Genomic DNA, 19,432 nt, shown 5'->3' on the forward strand with positions numbered 1-19,432 from the left:
CGCCGGGAACCCCCCTCCTCCTGTACAGAGGGGCGATAGTGGAGTACGTGACTGCCGTACCGCACCCCCGTACCGAAGCCGCCGAGTCCGGCCCCGCCGCCAAGCGCGGCCGGCGCAGCCTCGCCGTCGCGCTGCTCTTCGGGGCCCTCGGCGCCGCGGTCGCGCTGCTCGCCTCCCGCCAGGAATGGTGCTCGGGCGTCGCGGCCGTCGCCGGCGGCGACCTGAAGCTCTCCGCGAAGGGCAGCGACGTCACCGGCGTCCCGGCCGCCCTGGCCGTCGTGGGCCTCGCCGCCCTCGTCGCCGTGTTCGCCGTGCGCCGCGCGGGCCGCTTCCTGGTCGCGTCGCTGCTCGCCCTGTCCGGGGCCGGCGCCGTCGCCGCCGCCGTGCTCGGCGCCGACGACAGCTCCGCCCTCGACGACAAGGCGGCCCAGGCCTCCGGCGACGCCGCGACCACCATCGACGCGCTCACCCACACCGCCTGGCCCTACGTCGCGGCGGGCGGCGGCGCCCTCATCCTGATCGCCGGGATCCTCGCCGTGGTCTACGGCGCGGCCTGGCCCTCGATGGGCGGCCGCTACGAGCGTTCGGGCGCCCCCCGGCCCCGCGCGCAGAAGGCCCTCGACCCGGACCGCCCCGAGGACCTGTGGAAGGCCCTGGACCGCGGCGAGGACCCGACGGGCGCCTGACGCCCGTCCACCAACCCCCCGTGCCGGGGCGGCGCGACGGTACGGGACAATGAGCGCAAGCAGCCTGAGCAACGCGCTGGTCAGCTGAGAGAATTACGCAACGAGGAGCAAGCCATGGCGGACAGCAGCCACGGACACACCCCGGCCGCCTGGACCGGTGTCATCATCGCCTTCATCGGTTTCATCGTCGCGGGCGCCTTCATGGTGATCGGCAGCGTCATCGGCTTCTGGGTCGGCATGGCCCTGCTGGTCCTGGCCGCCGTCGCGGGCGGCGCGATGCACCTCGCCGGGCTCGGCAAGCCGCGCCGCGCCGAGCTGAAGATGAGCCCGTCCGGCGCGGAGGCCTGAGCCCCGCACCCCGCGAAGAGGCGGCCGGCGACCTCGGTCGCCGGCCGCCTCTTCGTGTCGCCGACGGGCGGAGGGCATGCCTCCGGGGCAGAATTCACGCGTGACCGTCGACACGACCGACACCGCGCCCGCGACCGCCCACGACCGGCCCGGCCCGCTGCGCCGCACCGCGGTACCGCTGGGCCTGCTCGGCGGCGTCGCGGCGGCCTTCGCCTACGTCGGCACCGTCGACCCCAACCAGCCGGGCCACTACCCGGCCTGCCCGCTCCTCCAGGTCTTCGGGATCTACTGCCCCGGGTGCGGCGGGCTGCGCAGCGCCCACGCCTTCGTGCACGGCGACCTCACGGCGGCACTCGGCGCCAACGCCCTCGCGGTCGCCGGCTACGTCCTGTTCGCCGTGGGCTGGACCGTGTGGACCGTGCGGGCCGCCCGGGGCCTGCGGGGCGCGCCCCGCGGCCTGCGGCCCGGCCGGGCGCACCTGTGGGCGCTCGGCGCGGTGGTGCTCGTCTTCACGGTTGTCCGGAACCTGCCCCTCGGTGGCTTCCTGCATCCTTGATCATCGGTATCTGTCCAGGTAGTGGGACCATCGTCAACCGGATGCGGAGCCTCGGCCCGGCTCCGGATACCATTTCAGTGACCAACAGACTGCCCAGTGAACTGTCAGAAGGGAGTCCGCTCGCGTGAGTGTGCTCGACGAGATCATCGACGGAGTCCGTGCCGACCTCGCGGAAAGGCAGGCGCGCGTCAGCCTCGACGAGCTCAAGGAGCGCGTGGCGACGGCTCCGGCGGCCAAGGACGGGGTCGCGGCCCTGCGCGGCGACGGCGTCAAGGTCATCTGTGAGGTCAAGCGGTCCAGCCCCTCCAAGGGCGCCCTCGCCGCGATCGCCGACCCGGCCGGCCTCGCCGCCGACTACGAGGCGGGCGGCGCGGCCGTCATCTCCGTCCTGACCGAGCAGCGCCGCTTCGGCGGCTCGCTGGCCGACCTGGAGGCGGTCCGCGCCAAGGTCGACATCCCGGTCCTGCGCAAGGACTTCATCGTCACGTCGTACCAGCTGTGGGAGGCCCGGGCGTACGGCGCCGACCTCGCCCTGCTGATCGTGGCCGCCCTGGAGCAGCCCGCGCTGGAGTCCCTCATCGAGCGCGCCGGGTCCATCGGCCTAACCGCGCTCGTCGAGGCGCACGACGAGGACGAGGTGGAGCGGGCGGTGGACGCCGGGGCCAAGGTCATCGGCATCAACACCCGCAACCTGAAGGACCTCACCGTCGACCGCGGCACCTTCGAGCGCGTCGCGCCGGACATCCCGGACCACATCGTCAAGGTCGCCGAGTCCGGGGTGCGCGGCCCCCACGACCTCATCGCGTACGCCAACGCGGGCGCGGACGCGGTCCTGGTCGGCGAGTCCCTCGTCACCGGCCGCGACCCGCGGGCCGCCGTCGCCGACCTGGTCGCCGCGGGCGCCCACCCGGCCCTGCGGCACGGGCGGTAGGATCCCCCCATGTCCATCGCCGCCCGCCTCGCTCCCGGCTGCCGCCCCCGCGGCTGCCGGGCTCCCGCGCGGCGGGTGCGCGGACGGCGCGTGCGCTACCACATCGGTGCGGAGCCGGGCCAGATCAACGGCATGCGATGGCGAGCGCCCCACTAGGGGCGCGGGGAACGGCACGAGCGGACACGAACAGCCCGCGGTCGACGTGACACCCATGCCCCCACGGCGTTGAGTCATCACCCGAACCCACCGTGAGGTAGACGCATGCCCAGCGAGTTCTTCATTCCCGACCCGGACGGCCAGATCCCCAGCGCGGAGGGGTACTTCGGCGCGTTCGGCGGCAAGTACATCCCGGAGGCGCTGGTCGCCGCCGTCGACGAGGTCGCCGTCGAGTACGACAAGGCCAAGAACGACCCCGAGTTCGCCCGCGAGCTCGACGACCTGCTCGTGCACTACACGGGCCGTCCCAGCGCCCTGACCGAGGTGCCCCGCTTCGCCGAACACGCGGGCGGCGCCCGGGTGTTCCTCAAGCGCGAGGACCTCAACCACACCGGCTCGCACAAGATCAACAACGTGCTCGGCCAGGCCCTGCTCACCAAGCGCATGGGCAAGACCCGCGTGATCGCCGAGACCGGCGCCGGCCAGCACGGCGTCGCCACGGCCACCGCCTGCGCGCTCCTCGGCCTCGACTGCAAGATCTACATGGGCGAGGTCGACACCCGGCGCCAGGCCCTGAACGTGGCCCGGATGCGGATGCTGGGCGCCGAGGTCGAGGCCGTCACCTCCGGCAGCCGCACCCTCAAGGACGCCATCAACGAGGCGTTCCGCGACTGGGTCGCCAACGTCGACGAGACGCACTACCTCTTCGGCACCGTCGCCGGGCCGCACCCCTTCCCGGCGATGGTCCGCGACTTCCACCGCGTCATCGGCGTCGAGGCCCGCCGGCAGATCCTGGAGCGCGCGGGCCGGCTGCCCGACGCCGCGATCGCCTGCGTCGGCGGCGGCTCCAACGCCATCGGCCTGTTCCACGCCTTCATCCCGGACGCCGGGGTCCGCCTCATCGGCTGCGAGCCCGCGGGCCACGGCGTCGAGACCGGCGAGCACGCGGCGACCCTGACCGCGGGCGGCCCCGGCATCCTGCACGGGTCGCGCAGCTACGTCCTCCAGGACGACGAGGGCCAGATCACCGAGCCGTACTCGATCTCGGCGGGCCTGGACTACCCGGGCATCGGCCCCGAGCACGCCTACCTGAAGGACTCCGGCCGCGGCGAGTACCGCGCGGTCACCGACGACCAGGCGATGCAGGCGCTGCGGCTGCTGTCGCGCACCGAGGGCATCATCCCGGCCATCGAGTCGGCGCACGCCCTCGCCGGCGCCCTCGACGTCGGCCGGGAGCTCGGCGAGGACGGCCTCCTCGTCATTAACCTGTCCGGGCGCGGCGACAAGGACATGGACACCGCCGCCCGCTACTTCGGCCTGTACGACAGCGCCGCCGAGGGGGAGTCCAAGTGAGCGGGAACCTTCAGCTGCTGTCCGACACCCTCGCCGGTGCCCGGGCCGAGGGCCGCGCCGCCCTCATCGCCTACCTCCCGGCCGGCTTCCCGTCGGTCGACGGCGGCATCGAAGCGGTCAAGGCCGCTTTCGACGGCGGCGCCGACGTGGTCGAGGTGGGCCTGCCGCACTCCGACCCGGTGCTCGACGGCCCGGTCATCCAGACCGCCGACGACATCGCGCTGCGCGGCGGCCTGAAGATCAAGGACGTCATGCGCACCGTGCGCGAGGCGTTCGAGGCCACCGGCAAGCCGGTGCTCGTCATGACGTACTGGAACCCCATCTACATCTACGGCGTCGAGCGGTTCACCGCCGAGCTGGCCGAGGCCGGCGGCGCGGGCTGCATCCTGCCCGACCTGCCGGTGCAGGAGTCCGCCGAATGGCGGCAGCACGCCGAGAAGCAGGGTCTCGGCACCGTCTTCGTCGTGGCGCCCAGCAGCCAGGACGAGCGGCTGGCCACCATCACGGCGGCCGGTTCCGGCTTCGTCTACGCGGCCTCCCTGATGGGGGTCACCGGCACCCGCGAGTCGGTCGGCAACCAGGCCAAGGACCTCGTCGAGCGCACCCGCTCCACCACCGAACTGCCGGTCTGCGTCGGCCTCGGCGTCTCCGACGCGGTGCAGGCCCGCGAGGTCGCCGGGTTCGCGGACGGGGTCATCGTCGGCTCGGCGTTCGTGAAGCGGATGCTGGACGCCCCCGACGAGAAGGCCGGCCTGGAGGGCGTCCGCGCCCTGGCCGCCGAGCTCGCCGACGGCGTCCGAGGCGCCCGGTAACACGGAGTCACGTACCCCTTACGGGTGGAATACGGCACGGGGAGGCACGTTGGTGCCTCCCCGTCTCGTTGGCGCGGGTGTGAGTGAGAAGAACCGAGAGGGAAAGCGCGCCGCCCGCGAGCGACTGGCCGCGGAGCGAGAGAAGCAGAAGACCGCGGAGAAGCGGCGCCGGACGTTGATCGTGGGCGCGACCGTCGTCTGCGTCCTGGGCCTGGCCGCCGTGATCGGCGTGGTCGCCGCCAATTCGGGGGGCGACGACGACGGCGGGGACACCGCGTCGGGCCCGGTGAGCGCGCCGCAGGGGGCGGCCGGCACGGACCGGCTGGCGATCCCCGTCGGCAAGGAAGCCGCCAAATCCACCCTCACCATCTGGGAGGACTTCCGCTGCCCGGCCTGCAAGTCCTTCGAGGACACGTACCGCACGACCCTCCACGAGCTGACCGACGCCGGGAAGCTGAAGGTCGAGTACCACCTGGTCACCCTCATCGACTCGAACATGGGCGGCAGCGGCTCCCTGCGCGCGGGCAACGCGGCGGGCTGCGCCCAGGACGCCGGACGGTTCCGCGACTACCACGACGTGCTGTACGAGAACCAGCCGGAGGAGACCGACGACGCGTTCTCCAAGAACGGCAGGCTGATCGAGCTCGCGGGCAAGGTCGACGGCCTGACCTCGGACACCTTCACGTCGTGTGTGAACGACGGCAGGCACGACAGCTGGATCCAGAAGTCCTACAAGAAGTTCCAGGACGACAAGCTCTCGGGCACCCCGACGGTGATCCTGAACGGCAAGACCCTGGACCTGAACACGCTGAGTCCGGACAAGCTGAAGCAGCAGGTCGAAGCCGCCGACCAGTAGTCCGTTATGGAGCCGTAGCCGGGCTGCCGGACGCGGTCACGGCCCGGCACGGTAGCGTCGAGCCTGCCATGGAACTTGCCTTCATCCCCAGTCCGTCGCGCGGGGTCGTCCACCTCGGACCGATCCCGCTCCGCGGCTACGCGTTCTGCATCATCATCGGTGTCTTCCTGGCCGTCTGGCTCGGGAACAGGCGCTGGATCGCCCGCGGCGGGCGGGCCGGCACGGTCGCCGACATCGCGGTCTGGGCGGTGCCGTTCGGTCTGGTCGGCGGGCGCCTCTACCACGTGATCACGGACTACGAGCTGTACTTCAGCGACGGCCGTGACTGGGTGGACGCCTTCAAGATCTGGCAGGGCGGCCTCGGGATCTGGGGCGCCATCGCGCTCGGCGCGGTCGGCGCCTGGATCGGCTGCCGCCGCCGCGGCATCCCGCTCCCGGCGTGGGCCGACGCCCTCGCCCCCGGCATCGCGCTGGCCCAGGCGGCGGGGCGCTGGGGCAACTGGTTCAACCAGGAGCTGTACGGCAAGCCGACCGACCTGCCGTGGGCGCTGAAGATCACCTCGGACACCGACGGCCGGGTCCCGGGCACGTACCACCCGACGTTCCTGTACGAGTCGTTGTGGTGCATCGGCGTCGCGCTGCTCGTCATCTGGGCCGACCGCCGGTTCCGGCTCGGGCACGGGCGGGCGTTCGCGCTGTACGTCGCGTCGTACTGCGTGGGGCGGTTCTGGATCGAGTGGATGCGCGTGGACGACGCGCACCACATTCTGGGGCTGCGGCTCAACGACTGGACCGCAATGATCATCTTCCTGCTCGCCGTGGCGTACATGGTGGTGTCGGCGAAGAAGCGGCCCGGGCGGGAAGAGGTCGTCGAGCCGGGTGCGCAGGACGCGGCCCTGGACCAGGACACGGCGGACCACCAGGACAAGGTGGACCTGGACAAGAGCGACCTGGACAAGGACGACCCGAACAAGGACGACCTCGACAAGGGTGACCTCGGCAAGGGCGACCCCGAGCCGGAGCCCGGCTCCGCATCCGGCTCCGACACCGGCCCGGTGGCCGGGGCCGAGGCCGACGCCGAGGTCAAGAAGAGCTGACCCCCCGGCCGGCGGAGGCGCGTCAGCGGTTCGCGAGGTCGAGGACGCGGTGGGCGCCCGCCACCACGGCGGCGTCCACGAAACGCCCGTCGGCCAGCGCCAGCGCCCCCGCGTCGGCGCTCGCCGCGTCGACGATGTCACGGGCCGCCGCCACCTCGGCCTCCGTCGGGCGGAACGCCTCCTCGATGACGGGGAGCTGGCGCGGGTGGATCGCGGTGCGGCCCAGGAAGCCGAGCGCACGGCCCTCGGCGCAGGAGCGGGCCAGGCCCGCCGTGTCGCGGATGTCCGGATAGACGGACTGCGGCGGCGGCGGGAGCTGGGCCGCGCGGGCGGCGACCACCGCCCGGCCCCGCACCCAGGACAGCCCGGCCGCGTCCGTGACGCCCAGGTCCGCGCGGAGATCGGCCTCGCCGAGCGCGATGCCCCGCACGGCCGGATGGGCGGCGATGCCGAAGGCGTGCTCGATGCCGAGGGCCGACTCCAGCAGCGCGTACAGCGGCGGCACCCCCGTCTCCCCGGAGTCCGCCCAGGCGGCGACGCGGGCCAGGTCCGCCGGTCCGGTCACCTTCGGCAGGCGCAGCGCGTCCAGGCCGGGCAGCCCGCCCAGCCGGCGCACCTCCCGCTCGGCGAGCGGCCCGTCCAGCGCGTTGACGCGGACGTGCACCGGCACCCGGTGCCGGCCGGCGAGGAGTTCGGCCGTCGCGTCGAGCGCGTACGCCTTGCGGTCGGGGGCGACCGCGTCCTCCAGGTCGACCAGGACCACGTCGGCGCCGGAGTCCAGCGCCTTGGCGACCACCTCGGGCCGGTCCCCGGGCACGTACAGCCAGGTGACGTACATCGTGCTCATACCGCACCAGCCTCCCGCAGGGCCGCGACTTCCGCCTCCGACAGGCCGAGGCCGGACAGGATCTCCTCGGTGTCCGCGCCGTGGCCGCGGCCCGTCCAGCGGATCCCGCCGGGGGTCTCGGAGAGGCGGAAGAGGACGTTCTGCATCTTCACCGTGCCGAGGTCCGGGTCGGGCAGCTCGGTGATCGACTCCAGCGCCCGGTACTGCTCGTCCTGGAGCACGTCGCGGATGTCGTGGATCGGCGCGATCGCCGCCTGCGCCCGCTCGAACGCCGTCACGACCTCGTCGCGGGTGTGGGCGGCGATCCAGCCGCCGACCGCCTCGTCCAGCTCGTCGGCGTGCGCGGCCCGGCCCGCGCCGGTCGCGAACCAGTCCTCGTCGAGGAACTCGGGGCGGCCCACCAGGCGCAGCACCCGCTCCGCGATCGACTGGGCGGAGGTGGAGACCGCGACCCAGGAGCCGTCGCTGGTGCGGTACGTGTTGCGGGGGGCGTTGTTCGTGGAGCGGTTCCCGGTGCGCGGCTGGACGTAACCGAGCTGGTCGTACCAGGTGGCCTGCGGGCCGAGGATGGCCAGCATCGGCTCGATGATCGCCATGTCGACGACCTGGCCGCGGCCCGTGGCGTCCCGGCCGCGCAGCGCCGCCATCACCGCGTACGAGGTGGCGAGCGCGGCGATGGAGTCGGCGAGGCCGAACGGCGGCAGCGTCGGGGGCCCGTCCGGCTCCCCGGTGATCGCCGCGAAGCCGGACATGGCCTCGGCCAGCGTGCCGAATCCGGGGCGGTGCGCGTACGGACCGAACTGGCCGAAGCCGGTGACGCGGGCCAGCACCAGGCGGGGGTTGGCGGCGCTCAGCTCCGCCCAGCCCAGCCGCCACTTCTCCAGGGTGCCGGGCCGGAAGTTCTCGATGATCACGTCGGCCTCGGCGGCCAGCCTGAGCAGCACCTCGCGGCCGCCGGGGGAGGACAGGTCGAGGGTGAGGTTCCGCTTGTTCCGGCCGAGCGTCTTCCACCACAGGCCGACGCCGTCCTTGGACGGGCCGTGGCCGCGCGAGGGATCCGGCTTGCGCGGGTGCTCGATCTTGACGACCTCGGCGCCGAAGTCGCCGAGCATCGTCGCGCAGAGCGGTCCGGCGAAGAGGGTGGCCAGGTCCAGGACCTTCAGGCCGGTCAGCGGGCCGTCGCCGGTGGGTCGGTGCGGGGTCGTCATGCGCGGGCCTCCAGAGTGAGCCGGGCCAGTTCGTCGAAGCCGATGCCGTCGAAACCGGCGACCGTGGTGGCGAGCCGGTTCTTCAGCGGCGCCGTCCACGACGCGGGCAGCGCGTCCGGGTCGCCCGCGAGCAGGCCCGCGATGGAGCCGGCCGTGGCGCCGTTGGAATCGGTGTCCCAGCCGCCGGACACCACGCGGCAGATGGAGCCCGCGAAGTCGCCGTCGGCGTGGGTGAGGGCCGCGGCCAGCAGCGCCGCGTTGGGCAGGACGTGCACCCAGTGGTGGTCGCCGTAGCGCCGGTGCAGGGCGTCCACGACCCGCTCGAACGCCTCGGGCGTGCCGGTGGGTTCGGCGGCGGCCGTGTCGATGCCGAACCGGATCGCCTGCGCGTAGCGGGAGCGGGGCGGGACGTGGGCGAGCGCCGCGGCCAGCGTCGCGTGGACGGTGGTGGGGGCCGGGCCCGCCGCGTGGGCGATCGCCGCCGCCACGAACATCTCGCCGTAGACGCCGTTGGCGGTGTGCGTCAACGACGCGTCCCGGTGCGCCAGTTCGGCGGCGCCGGCCGGATCGCCGGGCCGGGTCCAGCCGAAGACGTCGGCGCGGATCTGGGCGCCGATCCACTCGCGGAACGGATTGCGGTACGTCGCCGTGAGCGGCGGCTCCAGCCCGGCGAGGAGGTTGCGGTAGGCGACGCGCTCGGCGGTGAAGGTGCGCCCGGCCGGGAGTTCGTCCAGCCACAGCTTCGCCACGTCCTCGGTGGTGAAGCCGTGGCCGTGCCGCTGGAGCAGGAGCAGCCCGAGCAGCGGGTAGTTGAGGTCGTCGTCCTCCGGCATCCCGTCGATGTTCTCGGCGAGGGAGGTGGGCCGCGAGCGGCGGTTCCAGGGGTGTTCCCGCGCGATCCGCGGGTCCAGGCCCCGCTCGGTGAACCAGGTGGTCAGGGGCCAGTTGCCGGTGGACCGGGCGATCGCCCGGATGCCGGTCAGGGTCAGCTTCTCGACCGGCTTGCCCAGCAGGCAGCCGACCGCCCGGCCGAGCCACGCGGCGTGCAGCCGGCGCAGCTCGGTGCCGGGGTCGCCCGGGCGGGCGGGCGGCGGCGCGGGTGCCGAGGGGTTCCGGTACGTCGCCGGTTCGGTCGCCGCGAGCGGGGCCGGTGCGGCCGCCAGCTCGTCCAGCAGCTCCTCCGCCAGGGTCCGCAGTCCGGGTGGGGCCGGGTCGGCGGACGCGCCCGCCCGGTCCGGCGCGAGATGGCCGCCCGCCGCCACCCAGCGCCGCTCGGCGCCGGTGGCGTCACGGCCGTCCTGGGCCGCCTGGCGCAGCTCGTGGCCGATCAGGTCCTCGGGCTGCACCCAGGTCAGTCGCAGCATCACCGGCTCGCGATCGCCGCGAACGCGGCCTCGTGGGCGCGGCGGCGCTCCAGGTCGCGGGCGTGCACCTCGCGGGTGACCCGCGCGAGGGACGCGGCCGGGGCGTGCAGGTCCAGCCTGCTGGCCCGCGCGATCTCCGTGCTCCACTCCTTGGGGACGGCCTGCTCCCCGTACAGCGCACCGACGATCGCGCCGCTCATCGTCGCGATCGAGTCGCAGTCGCGGCCGTAGTTGACCGAGCCGAGGACGGTCTGCCGGAAGTCGCCGCGGCCGACGAGCAGCATGCCCAGCGCCACCGGCAGCTCCTCGATGGCGTGCAGCCGGGAGGGGCGGCGGGCGCCGAGCGACGGCTTGCGGTACTCGGGGCCGACCGTGTCGAAGGGGGCCACCGCCTCCCGCAGCGGGGCGAGCGCCGCCTCGAAGTCGTCGTACCGGGCGGCCACTTCGCAGACCGCCTCGATCGCGGACCGGGTGCCGTCCTTGGCCAGCCGCAGCGTCTCCTCGACGACCGACTCGGGCGTCGCGCCCGGCCGGAACGCGGCGGCCACCGCCGCCGCGAAGACACCCGCCGCCTCCCGGCCGTAACTGCTCTGGTGGGCGCCCGCCACGTCCAGCGCCTCCTGGTACGCGGCCTGCGGGTCACCGGCGTTGACCGCGCCGACCGGTGCCATGTACATCGCCGCGCCGCAGTTCACGATGTTGCCGACGCCCGCCTCGCGCGGGTCCACGTGCCCGTAGTGGATGCGGGCGACGATCCACTTCTCGGCGAGGAAGATGCGCTGCAACGGCAGCGCCTCCGCCTCCAGCTCCGGGATCCAGCGGGGCGTGCCGATCAGGTCGGGCACCAGGTGGTCGGCGACGGCGTACGCGTCGAGGTGGTCGCGGACCTTCTCGTACACGCGGATCAGCGCGTGCGTCATCAGGGTGTCGTCGGTGACGTGCCCGTCGCCCTTGTGGTACGGGGCGATGGGCCGGGCCGTCTTCCAGTCGTCCTTGTAGAACGGCTCGACGATGCCGCGCACGCGGCCGTTGTGCCGCTCGGCGATGGCCTCGGGGGTCCATCCCTCGACGGGGCCGCCGAGCGCGTCGCCCACGGCCGCGCCGACCAGGGCGCCGGTGGTGCGGTCTTCCAGGGACGGGAGGGAGGGGACGTTGCTCATGCCGGGGTTCCTTCCGCGGTGCGGGAGAGGGAGTGGGGCGAGGTGTCGGCCAGGCGGGCCGCCAGGTCCGTGAGGTCGGTGCCGGCCAGGGTCGGCAGGGCGCAGCCGGCGAGGATCCGGCAGGCGTCGCGCCAGCTGTCCGGGAGGGCGTCGGCGCCGCCGACCGCGCCGGTGAGGGCGCCGGCCAGCGCGGGGGCGCTGTCCGCGACGCGCGAGAGGCAGGCCGCCGTGGGCACCGCCTCCGACACCGCGCCGGCGGCGGCCGTCGCCACGGCCAGGGCGACCGGGACGGTCTCCGCGGCCGCGATGCCGTAGCTGTAGACGTGGTCGACGATCTCGTGTTCCAGGACCGGGACCAGGGCGAACGCGTTGCCGGGCAGGCCCGGGCGGGCCGCCGCCGCGGCGCGGCCCAGCTGGACCGCGCGGTGGGCGTTGCGGTGGATCTCGGTGCCCTCGGGGAGCTGGGCCAGCGCCGCGTCGACGCAGGCGTCCACGAGCGCGCCGCCGAACGCCGCGGACACGGCCGCCGCCATCGCGCGGGCGCCGTGCACGCCGTCGCCGTCCTGGGTGTAGCGGGCGTCGAACTCGGCGAGGTCCGCGGCCCGTTCGGGTTCGCCCGGGTGGACCACGGCGAGGACGGCGGCGCGTACGCAGGCCGCGTCGTCGAAGTAGTGCGGGTTGTCGTGCCCGGTGGCGGGCGGGCGCAGGCCCGCGGCGAGGTTGCCGAGGCCCGCCCGCACCGAGATGCGGGCGCGCAGCGGGATCTGCGCCGACTCGATCTCGTCGGCGCGGGCCGCCGCCGCCGCGATCTCGTCCGCGAGGGTGTTCCAGGCCAGGGAGAGCGCGGAGCGGACGCGGTGGTCGGGGGGCAGGTCGCCGAGGCCGTCGGCGTGCGCGGCGAGGATCGCCTGGGCCGTGAACGCCGCCCACTCCGCGTCGTCGGAGGGGCCGAGGCGCAGGGGTTCGGGGGGCTGGTTCAGGGCGATCGGGACGGGGAGCGTGGTCGTCGCGTTCTGCTCCGCGAAGGTGTCCAGTTCTCGGGTGAGGCGGCGGGTCCAGTCGGGGAGGCGGGCGGCGCGGTGCCGTCCTGACGGCCAGCCCGCCGCGTCGCCTGCTGCGATGCCGAGGAGGAGTCCCTCGATGCGGTCGCGGGTCATGGGGTGGCCTTTCCGGTTCGGCGCTGGGTGTGGGGGGCCGTGTTGGTGGAGGGTCGGTCGGCTGCGGGTCGGTGGCCGCTTCTCGCGCAGTTCCTCGCGCCCCTGGGGGGTTGGTCGGGTGCGGGGCGGTGGGGGTTTCTCGCGCAGTTCCTCGCGCCCCTAGGGGGTTGGTCGGGTGCGGGGCGGTGGGGGTTTCTCGCGCAGTTCCTCGCGCCCCTGGGAGGTCGGTCGGCTGCGGGGCGGTGGGGGCTGGTCGCGCAGTTCCCCGCGCCCCTGACGGCTGCGCTTCGCGCGCCTCCCTCGGGGTGGGCGCCCGATGAGATGGCGCACGCAGTGCGCATCTCAGGGGCGCGGGGAACTGCGCGATCAGCCACGACGGTGGCGCACGTGGGGAGGTGCTCAGGGGCGCGGGGAACTGCGCGATCAGCCACGGCGGTGGCGCGCGTGGGGAGGTGGTCGGGGGCGCGGGGGACTGCGCGAGCGTCAGTCACGGCGGTGGGGTGGGGCATCAGGCCACCGCCCCGGCGCTGTCCGGCGGCGGGGGCGTCAGGCTGTCGGCGACGTCCAGGACGTGGCGGCCCGCCATGGAGGGCAGGCAACTGCCGCGGACGGGACCGATCGCGGAGGCCCAGGCGGCCGGGAGCGAGCCCTCGCCGCGCAGCGCCCCGGCCAGCGCTCCGGCCACCGCCGCCGTGGTGTCGGCGTCCCGCCCCATGTTGACCGCCGTGAGCACCGACTCGCGGAAGTCACCCCGGGCCACCGCGAACGCCCCGAACGCCAGCCCGACGGCCTCGGGCGCCAGGTCGGTCCACGGGTAGCCGCCGATGACGACGGCCTTGCGCACCGCCCGCTCCATGGAGAGCTGGGTGCCCTCGGGATCGCGCCGCGCCCGCCGGGCCGCCGACACCGCGCGGTGCAGGGAGCGCGCGGTCCAGGAGTCGTCGGGGACCACCGAGAGGGCCGCCTGCACGACGGCCTCCGGGCTGTGGCTGACCATGGCGGCCGCCACCCCGGCGGCCACGGCCCGGCCGCCGTGGATGCCCTCGCCGTCGTGCGACACCGTGCCGTCGATCGCCACGAGCCGGGCCGCTTCGGCGGGGCGCCCGGCCGCGTACACCCCGAAGGGCGCCGCGCGCATGGCGAGGCCGTCGCTCCAGGCGTGCCGGTGCTGGGCGGAGATGGGTGCGGCGAGCCCCCGGCGCAGGTTCTCCAGGGTGCCGCGCTCGCTGAAGCCCGCGCCCCGGAACGGCCCCTCGTCCAGGTCCGCGATCCAGGTGTGCCAGGCCCGCTCCACGTGCTCGACCGTCAGCCCGGAGCCGTGCTCGGTGAGCAGCAGCCCGGAGAAGATCGCGTACTCGGTGTCGTCCGTGCCGGCCGGGTTGTCCGACACGAACCCCTCGATGCGGCCCCAGCGTTCGCGGATCTGGGACGGCTTCATGTTCTCCGCGGGGGCGCCCAGCGCGTCCCCGACGGCGAGTCCGAGGAGCGCGCCGCGGGCGCGGTCGCGCAGCGAGATCGGGGCCGGGAGTGGGGGCTGCGGGACCGTGCGCAGCCGGCGTGCCGACGGGTCCGGGTCGACGCTGACGCTCATGGTGATGCTCATTTCTGGGGTCGTGCGGGTGGTGCCGCTCAGCGCTGGTAGCGGTCGAGGATGCGGTTGCCGTCCCCGGCCAGGCGCCTGCGCAGGTCGGCGATGCCGATCGCGCCGTTGTAGTACTCCTGGTAGGCCGGAGTGGCGATCTTGTCCTTCCACTCGGCGTAGCCGCGCACCCCGAGGACGGGGGAGGGGCGCAGGGACGCCGCTATGTCGGCGCCGGTCCTCCAGCCGTACGCCGTCGTGGTGAGCGCGGGGTCCTTCAGGGCCTCGGCGCTGGTGGGCAGCAGCCAGTCGCCGCGGGCCAGTTGCACCTGGTGCCGGGCCTGGGTGAGGTAGGCGACGAAGGCGGCGGCCTCCTTCTTGTGCCGGCTGTCGGCGGAGACCGAGAGGGTCTGCGGCGCGGTGCCCTGGGCCAGGCCCCCGGCGCCCGCGGGCATCGGCAGGACCGTCCAGTCGAAGCCCTTGGGCGCCTGCTGCTGCACCTGCTGGCGGTAGGAGAAGTTGAGCGGCAGCATCGCGTAGCGGCCGGCGAAGAAGCCGGGCAGGGTGTCCGAGCCGGACATGCCGAGGCCCGACGTGGGGGCGGTGCGGTCCCGGCTGACCTGGCGGTTGATCAGCTGGGCGATCGCCGAGTCGGCGCCGTCGTAGCGGATCTCGTTCTTGCCGTCCTTGTCCCGGTAGAAGATCCGGCCGCCGGTGGACAGGGACAGGTTCACCGACTGGCTGACCGGTTCCTTCATCGACCAGGCGACGCCGTAGCGGCTCCTGCCGTGGGTCAGCCGCTTGGCGACGGCCTCGAACTCGTCCCAGGTCCAGGGGTGTGCGGCGGTGGGGATCCGGACGCCGGACGCCTTGAGCAGCTTCGCGTCGGCGATGATCACGCGCGGTTCCTGGAGGAACGGCACGCCGTAGATCCTGCCGTCGTACGTCGTCGTCGCCCAGGCCGCCTTCGGGATGTCCCGCGTCAGGGACGCCGGCAGGTACGGGGACAGGTCAGCGAGGTAGCCGCCGTAGCCGAAGTCGGTGAGGTCGGAGGCGTCGTCGTGGAAGATGTCCGGCGCCTCGCCGCCCTCGAAGGAGGTGAGGAGCTGGTCGTGGATGTTGTCCCAGCTGCCCTGGATGTACTTGACCCGGACGTCGGGGTGGGCCCTGTTCCACCGGGCGACGAGCGCCTTGTTGGCGTCGACGGACTCCTTCTGCCAGGCCAGGCTGAGGAATTCGAGGGTGATCGTGCCGTCGGCCGACTCGGGGTCCGGGCCGCCGCAGCCCGCGACGGCGGTCGTGGCGAGGCCCGCCGCGGCGGCGGTGAGGAAGGTGCGCCTGCGCATCAGCCCTTCACCGCCCCGCTCATCATGCCGCCGACCAGGCGCCGCTGGAGCAGCGCGAAGAAGACGAGGCTGGGGATGGTGGCCAGGACCGACGCGGCCGCCAGCGGGCCGAGGTCCGCGACGCCCTCGGCGCCGAGGAAGCGGGTGAGGATGACCGACATCGTCTGGTTCTCCGGGGACTTGAGGAGCACGAGGGCGAAGAAGAACTCGTTCCAGGCGGTGACGAAGGAGAACATCAGCGTCGCCACCAGGCCGGGTGCGAGGAGCGGCAGGACCACGCTGACCAGCGTGCGCAGCCGGCTCGCGCCGTCCATCGCCGCCGCCTCCTCCAGGGAGGCCGGCACGGACTTGACGTAGCCCTGGAGCATCCACAGGGAGAACGGCAGGTTCCAGACGACGTACACGATGATCAGGCCCAGCAGGCTGTCGATCATGTGCAGGTTCTTCAGGACCAGGAACAGCGGGATGATCACCAGGACGAACGGGAACATCTGGCTGACCAGGATCCAGGCGGTGCCCGCCTGGCCGACCCGCGACCTGTAGCGCACCATCACGTACGCGGCCGGGACCGCGATCGCGACCGAGATCACCGAGGCGCTGACCGCGACGAGCAGGCTGTTGAGCGCCGAGCGCAGCAGCGGCTGGGCGTCGAAGGCCGCGCGGTAGTTGTCGAGGCTGGGGTGTTGCGGGATCCACGTCGGGTCGATCGAGCCCAGCTCCTGCGCGGACTTGAAGGACGTGGAGAGCAGCCAGAGGAAGGGGAAGGCCAGGAAGACCATGTAGCAGAGCAGGGCCAGGTACTGTCCGGCCCGGCCGGCCGCCCGGGGGAGGGGAGTGCTCATGCCGCGGCCTCCGTGCCTGTCGCGTCTTCCTTGAGCTTCTTGCGCAGGAACACGGTGAGCAGCACCGCGATCACCGCGACCATGACCAGGCCCATCGCGGCCGCGTAGCCGAACTGGCCGTACTTGAAGGCCTCCTCGTACGCGAACAGCATCGGCAGCCGGGTCTTGCCGCCGGGACCGCCCTGCGTCAGCACGTACACCAGGCCGAAGGAGTTGAAGTTCCAGATGAAGTTGAGCGCGGTGACGGCGAGGACGACGGGCTTGAGCGCCGGCCAGGTGACGGTGGTGAAGCGGCGCCACAGGCCCGCGCCGTCGATCTGGGCGGCCTCGCGCAGCTCGTGCGGCACGTTCTGGAGGCCGGCCAGGAGCACGACCGTCGTCTGGGGCATGCCCGCCCAGACGCCGACCACGATGACCGCGGGCAGCGCGTAGGACAGGTCCGAGAGCCAGTCGACGTTCTCGTGGATCAGCCCGAACTGGGTCAGCGTCTTGTTCAGCACGCCCGCGTCCGAGTGGTAGACGAGCCGCCACATGATGCCGACGACGACCTCGGGCATCGCCCAGGGGACGAGCGCCAGGGTGCGGGCCAGCCAGCGGAACCGCAGGTTCTGGTTGAGCAGCAGGGCGAGGCCGAGGGCCAGCGCGAACTGGAGCGCGGTGACGCAGACCGCCCAGGTCAGGCCGATGCGGAACGACTCCCAGAACAGCCCGTCGTGGCGCAGGTCGAGGAAGTTGTCCACGCCGGCGAACCGGGTGGGCGCGGTGCGGCCCGCCTGGGAGTCGGTGAAGGCGAGGGAGATGCCGTACAGGAGGGGGCCCACGCTGAGTATCAGGATGGGGATGAGCGCGGGGAGCAGCAGGAACCAGGCGCCCCGGTCCAGACCGAGCGCGCGCTTGCGCTGGTCCGGGGTGCGGGGCGGCGGTGTGCCGCGGCTGCCCGGGACGGCGCTGTCCCGGGAGGCGGTGAGACTCATGGTGCGAACCTCGTGACTCTCAGCTGTCGGGCGCCGCCCGGCCCGTGGAGGCGCGGACGACGAGGCGGGGCGGGGCGGTGGTGGAGCGGGGGGTGGTGGTCCCGGCCACCGGCTCGGCGGGGTCGAGGCGGTGCAGGAGGAGTTCGGCGGCGCGCCGGCCGCGTTCGGTGGAGCCCAGGTCGACGCTGGTCAGGGGCGGCCAGCCGGCCTGCGCGAGCATGCTGTCGTCCATCCCGGCGACGGCGACGTCCTGCGGTATGCGCAGGCCGCGGGCGTGCAGGGCGCGGGCGGCGCCGAGCGCGAGCTGGTCGTTGGCGCAGAAGACCGCGTCGGGGCGGCCGTCCGCGAGCAGCCGGTCGGCGGCCTCGGCGCCCGATTCGATGCCGAAGTCCGTGTGCACGACCAGCTCCGGGTCGTATACGAGTCCGCAGTCGGCCAGCGCGGTCCGGTAGCCCTCGTCGCGGTTGCGGCCGGGGACCGTGTCGGCGGGGCCGTTGACGAAGGCGATCCGGCGGCGGCCGGTGGCGTGCAGATGGCGCACGGCGAGCGCGGCGCCCGCGACGGAGTCGGCCCGCACGCTGTCCACGGGCACGCCGTCGGGCAGCGAGCCTATGACCACGACCGGGCCCGCGGCGCTGCGCAGGGCCTCGATGTGGGCGTCCGTGATGCGGATGGGGCAGAGGATGAGACCGTCGCTGGTCCGGTCGCCGAGGCTGCGCAGCACCGCGAGTTCGTCTGCGACGACGGCGTCCGTGGAGTGCAGCAGCAGCCGGTAGCCGGCGGTCTTGGCGACGGCCTGGATGGCGCGGACCATCGCCACGTACACCGGGTTGCCGATGTCGGGCATCGCGAAGGTGAGCTGGCGGGTGCGGCCGCCCTTGAGGGAGCGGGCCACCGCGTTCGGCACGTAGCCGAGTTCGGCGGCGGCGCGCTCGACCGCGAGGACGGTGTCGCGACGGGCCCCCACGCCGTTCAGGACGCGGGAGACGGAGGCGATGGAGACGCCGGCGCGCTCCGCGATCGAGACGATCGTCGGTTGACCCGTGCTCGTGCCCATCGCGCTACCCCCATGCGTCGGTTGTGTCAGGCGTGTCCGGGAGATCCCGGCTCCTGTAAACGTTTCCCGCATCTGGAAACGTTTACAGATATTGCGACCAGGTTTCCCCGACGGTCAACGCGCCGATCGCGTGATCCATCTCACGAGTGATCACCGAGCGCCGTTGCGCAGGGCGCAAAAGTGCAGGTAAGTACGGCCTTCCTTGCTAGCGGAGGCGGTTTTTCGCGCGTACTTTCGAGGCCGTAGTGAGCAGGACACGTACGGAACTCAGGGGACGGGGATCAGCGGCATGGCCATCATCGAGACCGAGGCGACACTCCACGACGCGCACCGGGACAACCACACGCACCGCGATGTGAACGGCGGCTGGCTGCGCCCCGCGGTGTTCGGCGCGATGGACGGCCTGGTCTCCAACTTCGCGCTGATGGCCGGCGTCGCGGGCGGCTCCGTCGCCCAGCAGACCGTCATCATCACCGGCCTGTCCGGGCTGGCCGCCGGTGCCTTCTCCATGGCGGCGGGCGAGTACACCTCCGTCGCCTCCCAGCGCGAGCTGGTCGAGGCCGAACTCGACGTCGAGCGGCGCGAGCTGCGCAAGCACCCGGCGGACGAGGAGCGGGAGCTGGCCGAGCTGTACGTCTCGCGCGGCGTCGAGCCGGAGCTGGCCCGCAAGGTCGCCCAGCAGCTGTCCGCGGACCCCGAGCAGGCCCTGGAGATCCACGCCCGCGAGGAGCTGGGCATCGACCCGGGCGACCTGCCCTCGCCCGCGGTGGCCGCGGTCTCCTCCTTCGGCGCGTTCGCGCTGGGCGCCCTGATCCCCGTACTGCCCTATCTGCTCGGTGCGGACGACCTGTGGCCCGCCGTGGTGCTCGCGCTCGTCGGACTCTTCGCCTGCGGCGCGGTGGTGGCCCGGGTGACGGCCCGCTCGTGGTGGTTCAGCGGAGTGCGGCAGCTGGCCCTGGGCGGGGCCGCCGCCGGTGTGACCTATCTCCTGGGCAGCCTTTTCGGCACGGCGATAGGTTGACGGTCGCCAGGTCACGGCCGGATGATGGCTATACAGGGCCTTGCATAAGTAGTCGTTACCGGACGGTTTCGAGTACTTGACC

The 19,432-nt window shown here is 73.5% G+C and carries 20 protein-coding genes; 10 read left to right on the forward strand and 10 right to left on the reverse strand.

Going from position 1 to position 19,432, the window contains the following annotated elements; genetic code table 11:
- The first annotated feature begins 38 nt into the window (after nt 1-38).
- The 9 genes from ACIP5K_RS08920 (at nt 39) to lgt (ending at nt 6,795) form a co-directional block, all read left to right on the forward strand.
- Nucleotides 39-686 (forward strand): TIGR02234 family membrane protein, encoded by a 648-nt coding sequence (locus ACIP5K_RS08920; protein WP_401406944.1) that lies wholly within the window; start codon nt 39-41, stop codon nt 684-686.
- A gap of 114 nt (nt 687-800) precedes the next feature.
- A complete protein-coding gene (locus tag ACIP5K_RS08925) occupies nt 801-1,034 on the forward strand; it encodes an HGxxPAAW family protein (protein WP_401406946.1) in 234 nt (77 codons plus the stop codon).
- A gap of 100 nt (nt 1,035-1,134) precedes the next feature.
- Nucleotides 1,135-1,590: a DUF2752 domain-containing protein gene (locus ACIP5K_RS08930; RefSeq protein WP_401406948.1), complete on the forward strand. Its 456-nt coding sequence runs from the start codon at nt 1,135-1,137 to the stop codon at nt 1,588-1,590.
- A gap of 124 nt (nt 1,591-1,714) precedes the next feature.
- On the forward strand, nt 1,715-2,521 hold the full coding sequence (gene trpC, locus ACIP5K_RS08935; RefSeq protein WP_401406950.1) for an indole-3-glycerol phosphate synthase TrpC: 807 nt from the start codon (nt 1,715-1,717) through the stop codon (nt 2,519-2,521).
- Between the two features lie 9 nt (nt 2,522-2,530).
- Nucleotides 2,531-2,677: a tryptophan biosynthesis modulator TrpM gene (trpM, locus tag ACIP5K_RS08940; protein ID WP_401406952.1), complete on the forward strand. Its 147-nt coding sequence runs from the start codon at nt 2,531-2,533 to the stop codon at nt 2,675-2,677.
- Between the two features lie 105 nt (nt 2,678-2,782).
- Entirely contained in the window at nt 2,783-4,030 is a 1,248-nt protein-coding gene (trpB, locus tag ACIP5K_RS08945; RefSeq protein WP_401406954.1) for a tryptophan synthase subunit beta, read from the forward strand.
- A complete protein-coding gene (trpA, locus tag ACIP5K_RS08950; RefSeq protein ID WP_401406956.1) occupies nt 4,027-4,842 on the forward strand; it encodes a tryptophan synthase subunit alpha in 816 nt (271 codons plus the stop codon). The genes trpB and trpA overlap by 4 nt, the downstream gene beginning before the upstream one ends.
- A 79-nt stretch (nt 4,843-4,921) precedes the next feature.
- Nucleotides 4,922-5,698 (forward strand): DsbA family protein, encoded by a 777-nt coding sequence (locus tag ACIP5K_RS08955; protein WP_401406958.1) that lies wholly within the window; start codon nt 4,922-4,924, stop codon nt 5,696-5,698.
- A gap of 68 nt (nt 5,699-5,766) precedes the next feature.
- The gene (gene lgt / locus ACIP5K_RS08960; RefSeq protein ID WP_401406960.1) at nt 5,767-6,795 is read left to right on the forward strand and encodes a prolipoprotein diacylglyceryl transferase; all 1,029 of its coding nucleotides are present in this window, start codon (nt 5,767-5,769) and stop codon (nt 6,793-6,795) included.
- 22 nt (nt 6,796-6,817) lie between these two features.
- Here the strand turns inward: lgt and ACIP5K_RS08965 are convergent, their stop codons facing one another.
- From ACIP5K_RS08965 to ACIP5K_RS09010, 10 genes are all read right to left on the reverse strand, one after another.
- Nucleotides 6,818-7,642 (reverse strand): HpcH/HpaI aldolase/citrate lyase family protein, encoded by an 825-nt coding sequence (locus ACIP5K_RS08965; RefSeq protein WP_401406962.1) that lies wholly within the window; start codon nt 7,640-7,642, stop codon nt 6,818-6,820.
- Complete coding sequence (locus ACIP5K_RS08970; RefSeq protein ID WP_401406964.1) at nt 7,639-8,850, reverse strand: CaiB/BaiF CoA transferase family protein; 1,212 nt, start codon at nt 8,848-8,850, stop codon at nt 7,639-7,641. The genes ACIP5K_RS08965 and ACIP5K_RS08970 overlap by 4 nt, the downstream gene beginning before the upstream one ends.
- Complete coding sequence (locus tag ACIP5K_RS08975) at nt 8,847-10,214, reverse strand: ADP-ribosylglycohydrolase family protein (RefSeq protein ID WP_401406966.1); 1,368 nt, start codon at nt 10,212-10,214, stop codon at nt 8,847-8,849. The genes ACIP5K_RS08970 and ACIP5K_RS08975 overlap by 4 nt, the downstream gene beginning before the upstream one ends.
- Nucleotides 10,214-11,374, reverse strand: a complete 1,161-nt coding sequence (locus ACIP5K_RS08980; RefSeq protein ID WP_401406968.1) for an ADP-ribosylglycohydrolase family protein — start codon at nt 11,372-11,374, stop codon at nt 10,214-10,216. The genes ACIP5K_RS08975 and ACIP5K_RS08980 overlap by 1 nt, the downstream gene beginning before the upstream one ends.
- Nucleotides 11,371-12,531, reverse strand: coding sequence for an ADP-ribosylglycohydrolase family protein (locus tag ACIP5K_RS08985; RefSeq protein WP_401406970.1), 1,161 nt, complete (start codon nt 12,529-12,531; stop codon nt 11,371-11,373). Before ACIP5K_RS08985 ends, ACIP5K_RS08980 begins: the two co-directional genes overlap by 4 nt.
- A 508-nt stretch (nt 12,532-13,039) precedes the next feature.
- A complete protein-coding gene (locus ACIP5K_RS08990) occupies nt 13,040-14,122 on the reverse strand; it encodes an ADP-ribosylglycohydrolase family protein (protein WP_401406972.1) in 1,083 nt (360 codons plus the stop codon).
- Nucleotides 14,123-14,160: 38 nt separating this feature from the next.
- Complete coding sequence (locus tag ACIP5K_RS08995; protein ID WP_401406974.1) at nt 14,161-15,456, reverse strand: ABC transporter substrate-binding protein; 1,296 nt, start codon at nt 15,454-15,456, stop codon at nt 14,161-14,163.
- Nucleotides 15,456-16,298, reverse strand: coding sequence for a carbohydrate ABC transporter permease (locus ACIP5K_RS09000; RefSeq protein ID WP_401406976.1), 843 nt, complete (start codon nt 16,296-16,298; stop codon nt 15,456-15,458). The genes ACIP5K_RS08995 and ACIP5K_RS09000 overlap by 1 nt, the downstream gene beginning before the upstream one ends.
- Complete coding sequence (locus tag ACIP5K_RS09005) at nt 16,295-17,272, reverse strand: carbohydrate ABC transporter permease (protein WP_401406978.1); 978 nt, start codon at nt 17,270-17,272, stop codon at nt 16,295-16,297. Before ACIP5K_RS09005 ends, ACIP5K_RS09000 begins: the two co-directional genes overlap by 4 nt.
- Nucleotides 17,273-17,291: 19 nt before the next feature.
- Nucleotides 17,292-18,329, reverse strand: a complete 1,038-nt coding sequence (locus tag ACIP5K_RS09010; protein ID WP_401406980.1) for a LacI family DNA-binding transcriptional regulator — start codon at nt 18,327-18,329, stop codon at nt 17,292-17,294.
- 289 nt (nt 18,330-18,618) lie between these two features.
- Here ACIP5K_RS09010 and ACIP5K_RS09015 point away from each other — a divergent pair, with 289 nt between their 5' ends.
- On the forward strand, nt 18,619-19,350 hold the full coding sequence (locus ACIP5K_RS09015) for a VIT1/CCC1 transporter family protein (RefSeq protein WP_401406982.1): 732 nt from the start codon (nt 18,619-18,621) through the stop codon (nt 19,348-19,350).
- Nucleotides 19,351-19,432 lie beyond the last annotated feature (82 nt).

Origin of the sequence: Streptomyces sp. NPDC088785, assembly GCF_044750685.1 — a bacterium.
Lineage (GTDB): Bacteria > Actinomycetota > Actinomycetes > Streptomycetales > Streptomycetaceae > Streptomyces.

Coding starts and splice junctions, on each gene's coding strand:
- ACIP5K_RS08925 (WP_401406946.1), top strand. CDS start 801: ATGGCGGACAGCAGCCACGGACACACCCCGGCCGCCTGGACCGGTGTC.
- trpM (WP_401406952.1), top strand. CDS start 2,531: ATGTCCATCGCCGCCCGCCTCGCTCCCGGCTGCCGCCCCCGCGGCTGC.
- trpB (WP_401406954.1), top strand. CDS start 2,783: ATGCCCAGCGAGTTCTTCATTCCCGACCCGGACGGCCAGATCCCCAGC.
- lgt (WP_401406960.1), top strand. CDS start 5,767: ATGGAACTTGCCTTCATCCCCAGTCCGTCGCGCGGGGTCGTCCACCTC.
- ACIP5K_RS08965 (WP_401406962.1), bottom strand. CDS start 7,642: ATGAGCACGATGTACGTCACCTGGCTGTACGTGCCCGGGGACCGGCCC.
- ACIP5K_RS08970 (WP_401406964.1), bottom strand. CDS start 8,850: ATGACGACCCCGCACCGACCCACCGGCGACGGCCCGCTGACCGGCCTG.
- ACIP5K_RS08975 (WP_401406966.1), bottom strand. CDS start 10,214: ATGCTGCGACTGACCTGGGTGCAGCCCGAGGACCTGATCGGCCACGAG.
- ACIP5K_RS08980 (WP_401406968.1), bottom strand. CDS start 11,374: ATGAGCAACGTCCCCTCCCTCCCGTCCCTGGAAGACCGCACCACCGGC.
- ACIP5K_RS08985 (WP_401406970.1), bottom strand. CDS start 12,531: ATGACCCGCGACCGCATCGAGGGACTCCTCCTCGGCATCGCAGCAGGC.
- ACIP5K_RS08990 (WP_401406972.1), bottom strand. CDS start 14,122: ATGAGCGTCAGCGTCGACCCGGACCCGTCGGCACGCCGGCTGCGCACG.
- ACIP5K_RS08995 (WP_401406974.1), bottom strand. CDS start 15,456: ATGCGCAGGCGCACCTTCCTCACCGCCGCCGCGGCGGGCCTCGCCACG.
- ACIP5K_RS09000 (WP_401406976.1), bottom strand. CDS start 16,298: ATGAGCACTCCCCTCCCCCGGGCGGCCGGCCGGGCCGGACAGTACCTG.
- ACIP5K_RS09005 (WP_401406978.1), bottom strand. CDS start 17,272: ATGAGTCTCACCGCCTCCCGGGACAGCGCCGTCCCGGGCAGCCGCGGC.
- ACIP5K_RS09010 (WP_401406980.1), bottom strand. CDS start 18,329: ATGGGCACGAGCACGGGTCAACCGACGATCGTCTCGATCGCGGAGCGC.
- ACIP5K_RS09015 (WP_401406982.1), top strand. CDS start 18,619: ATGGCCATCATCGAGACCGAGGCGACACTCCACGACGCGCACCGGGAC.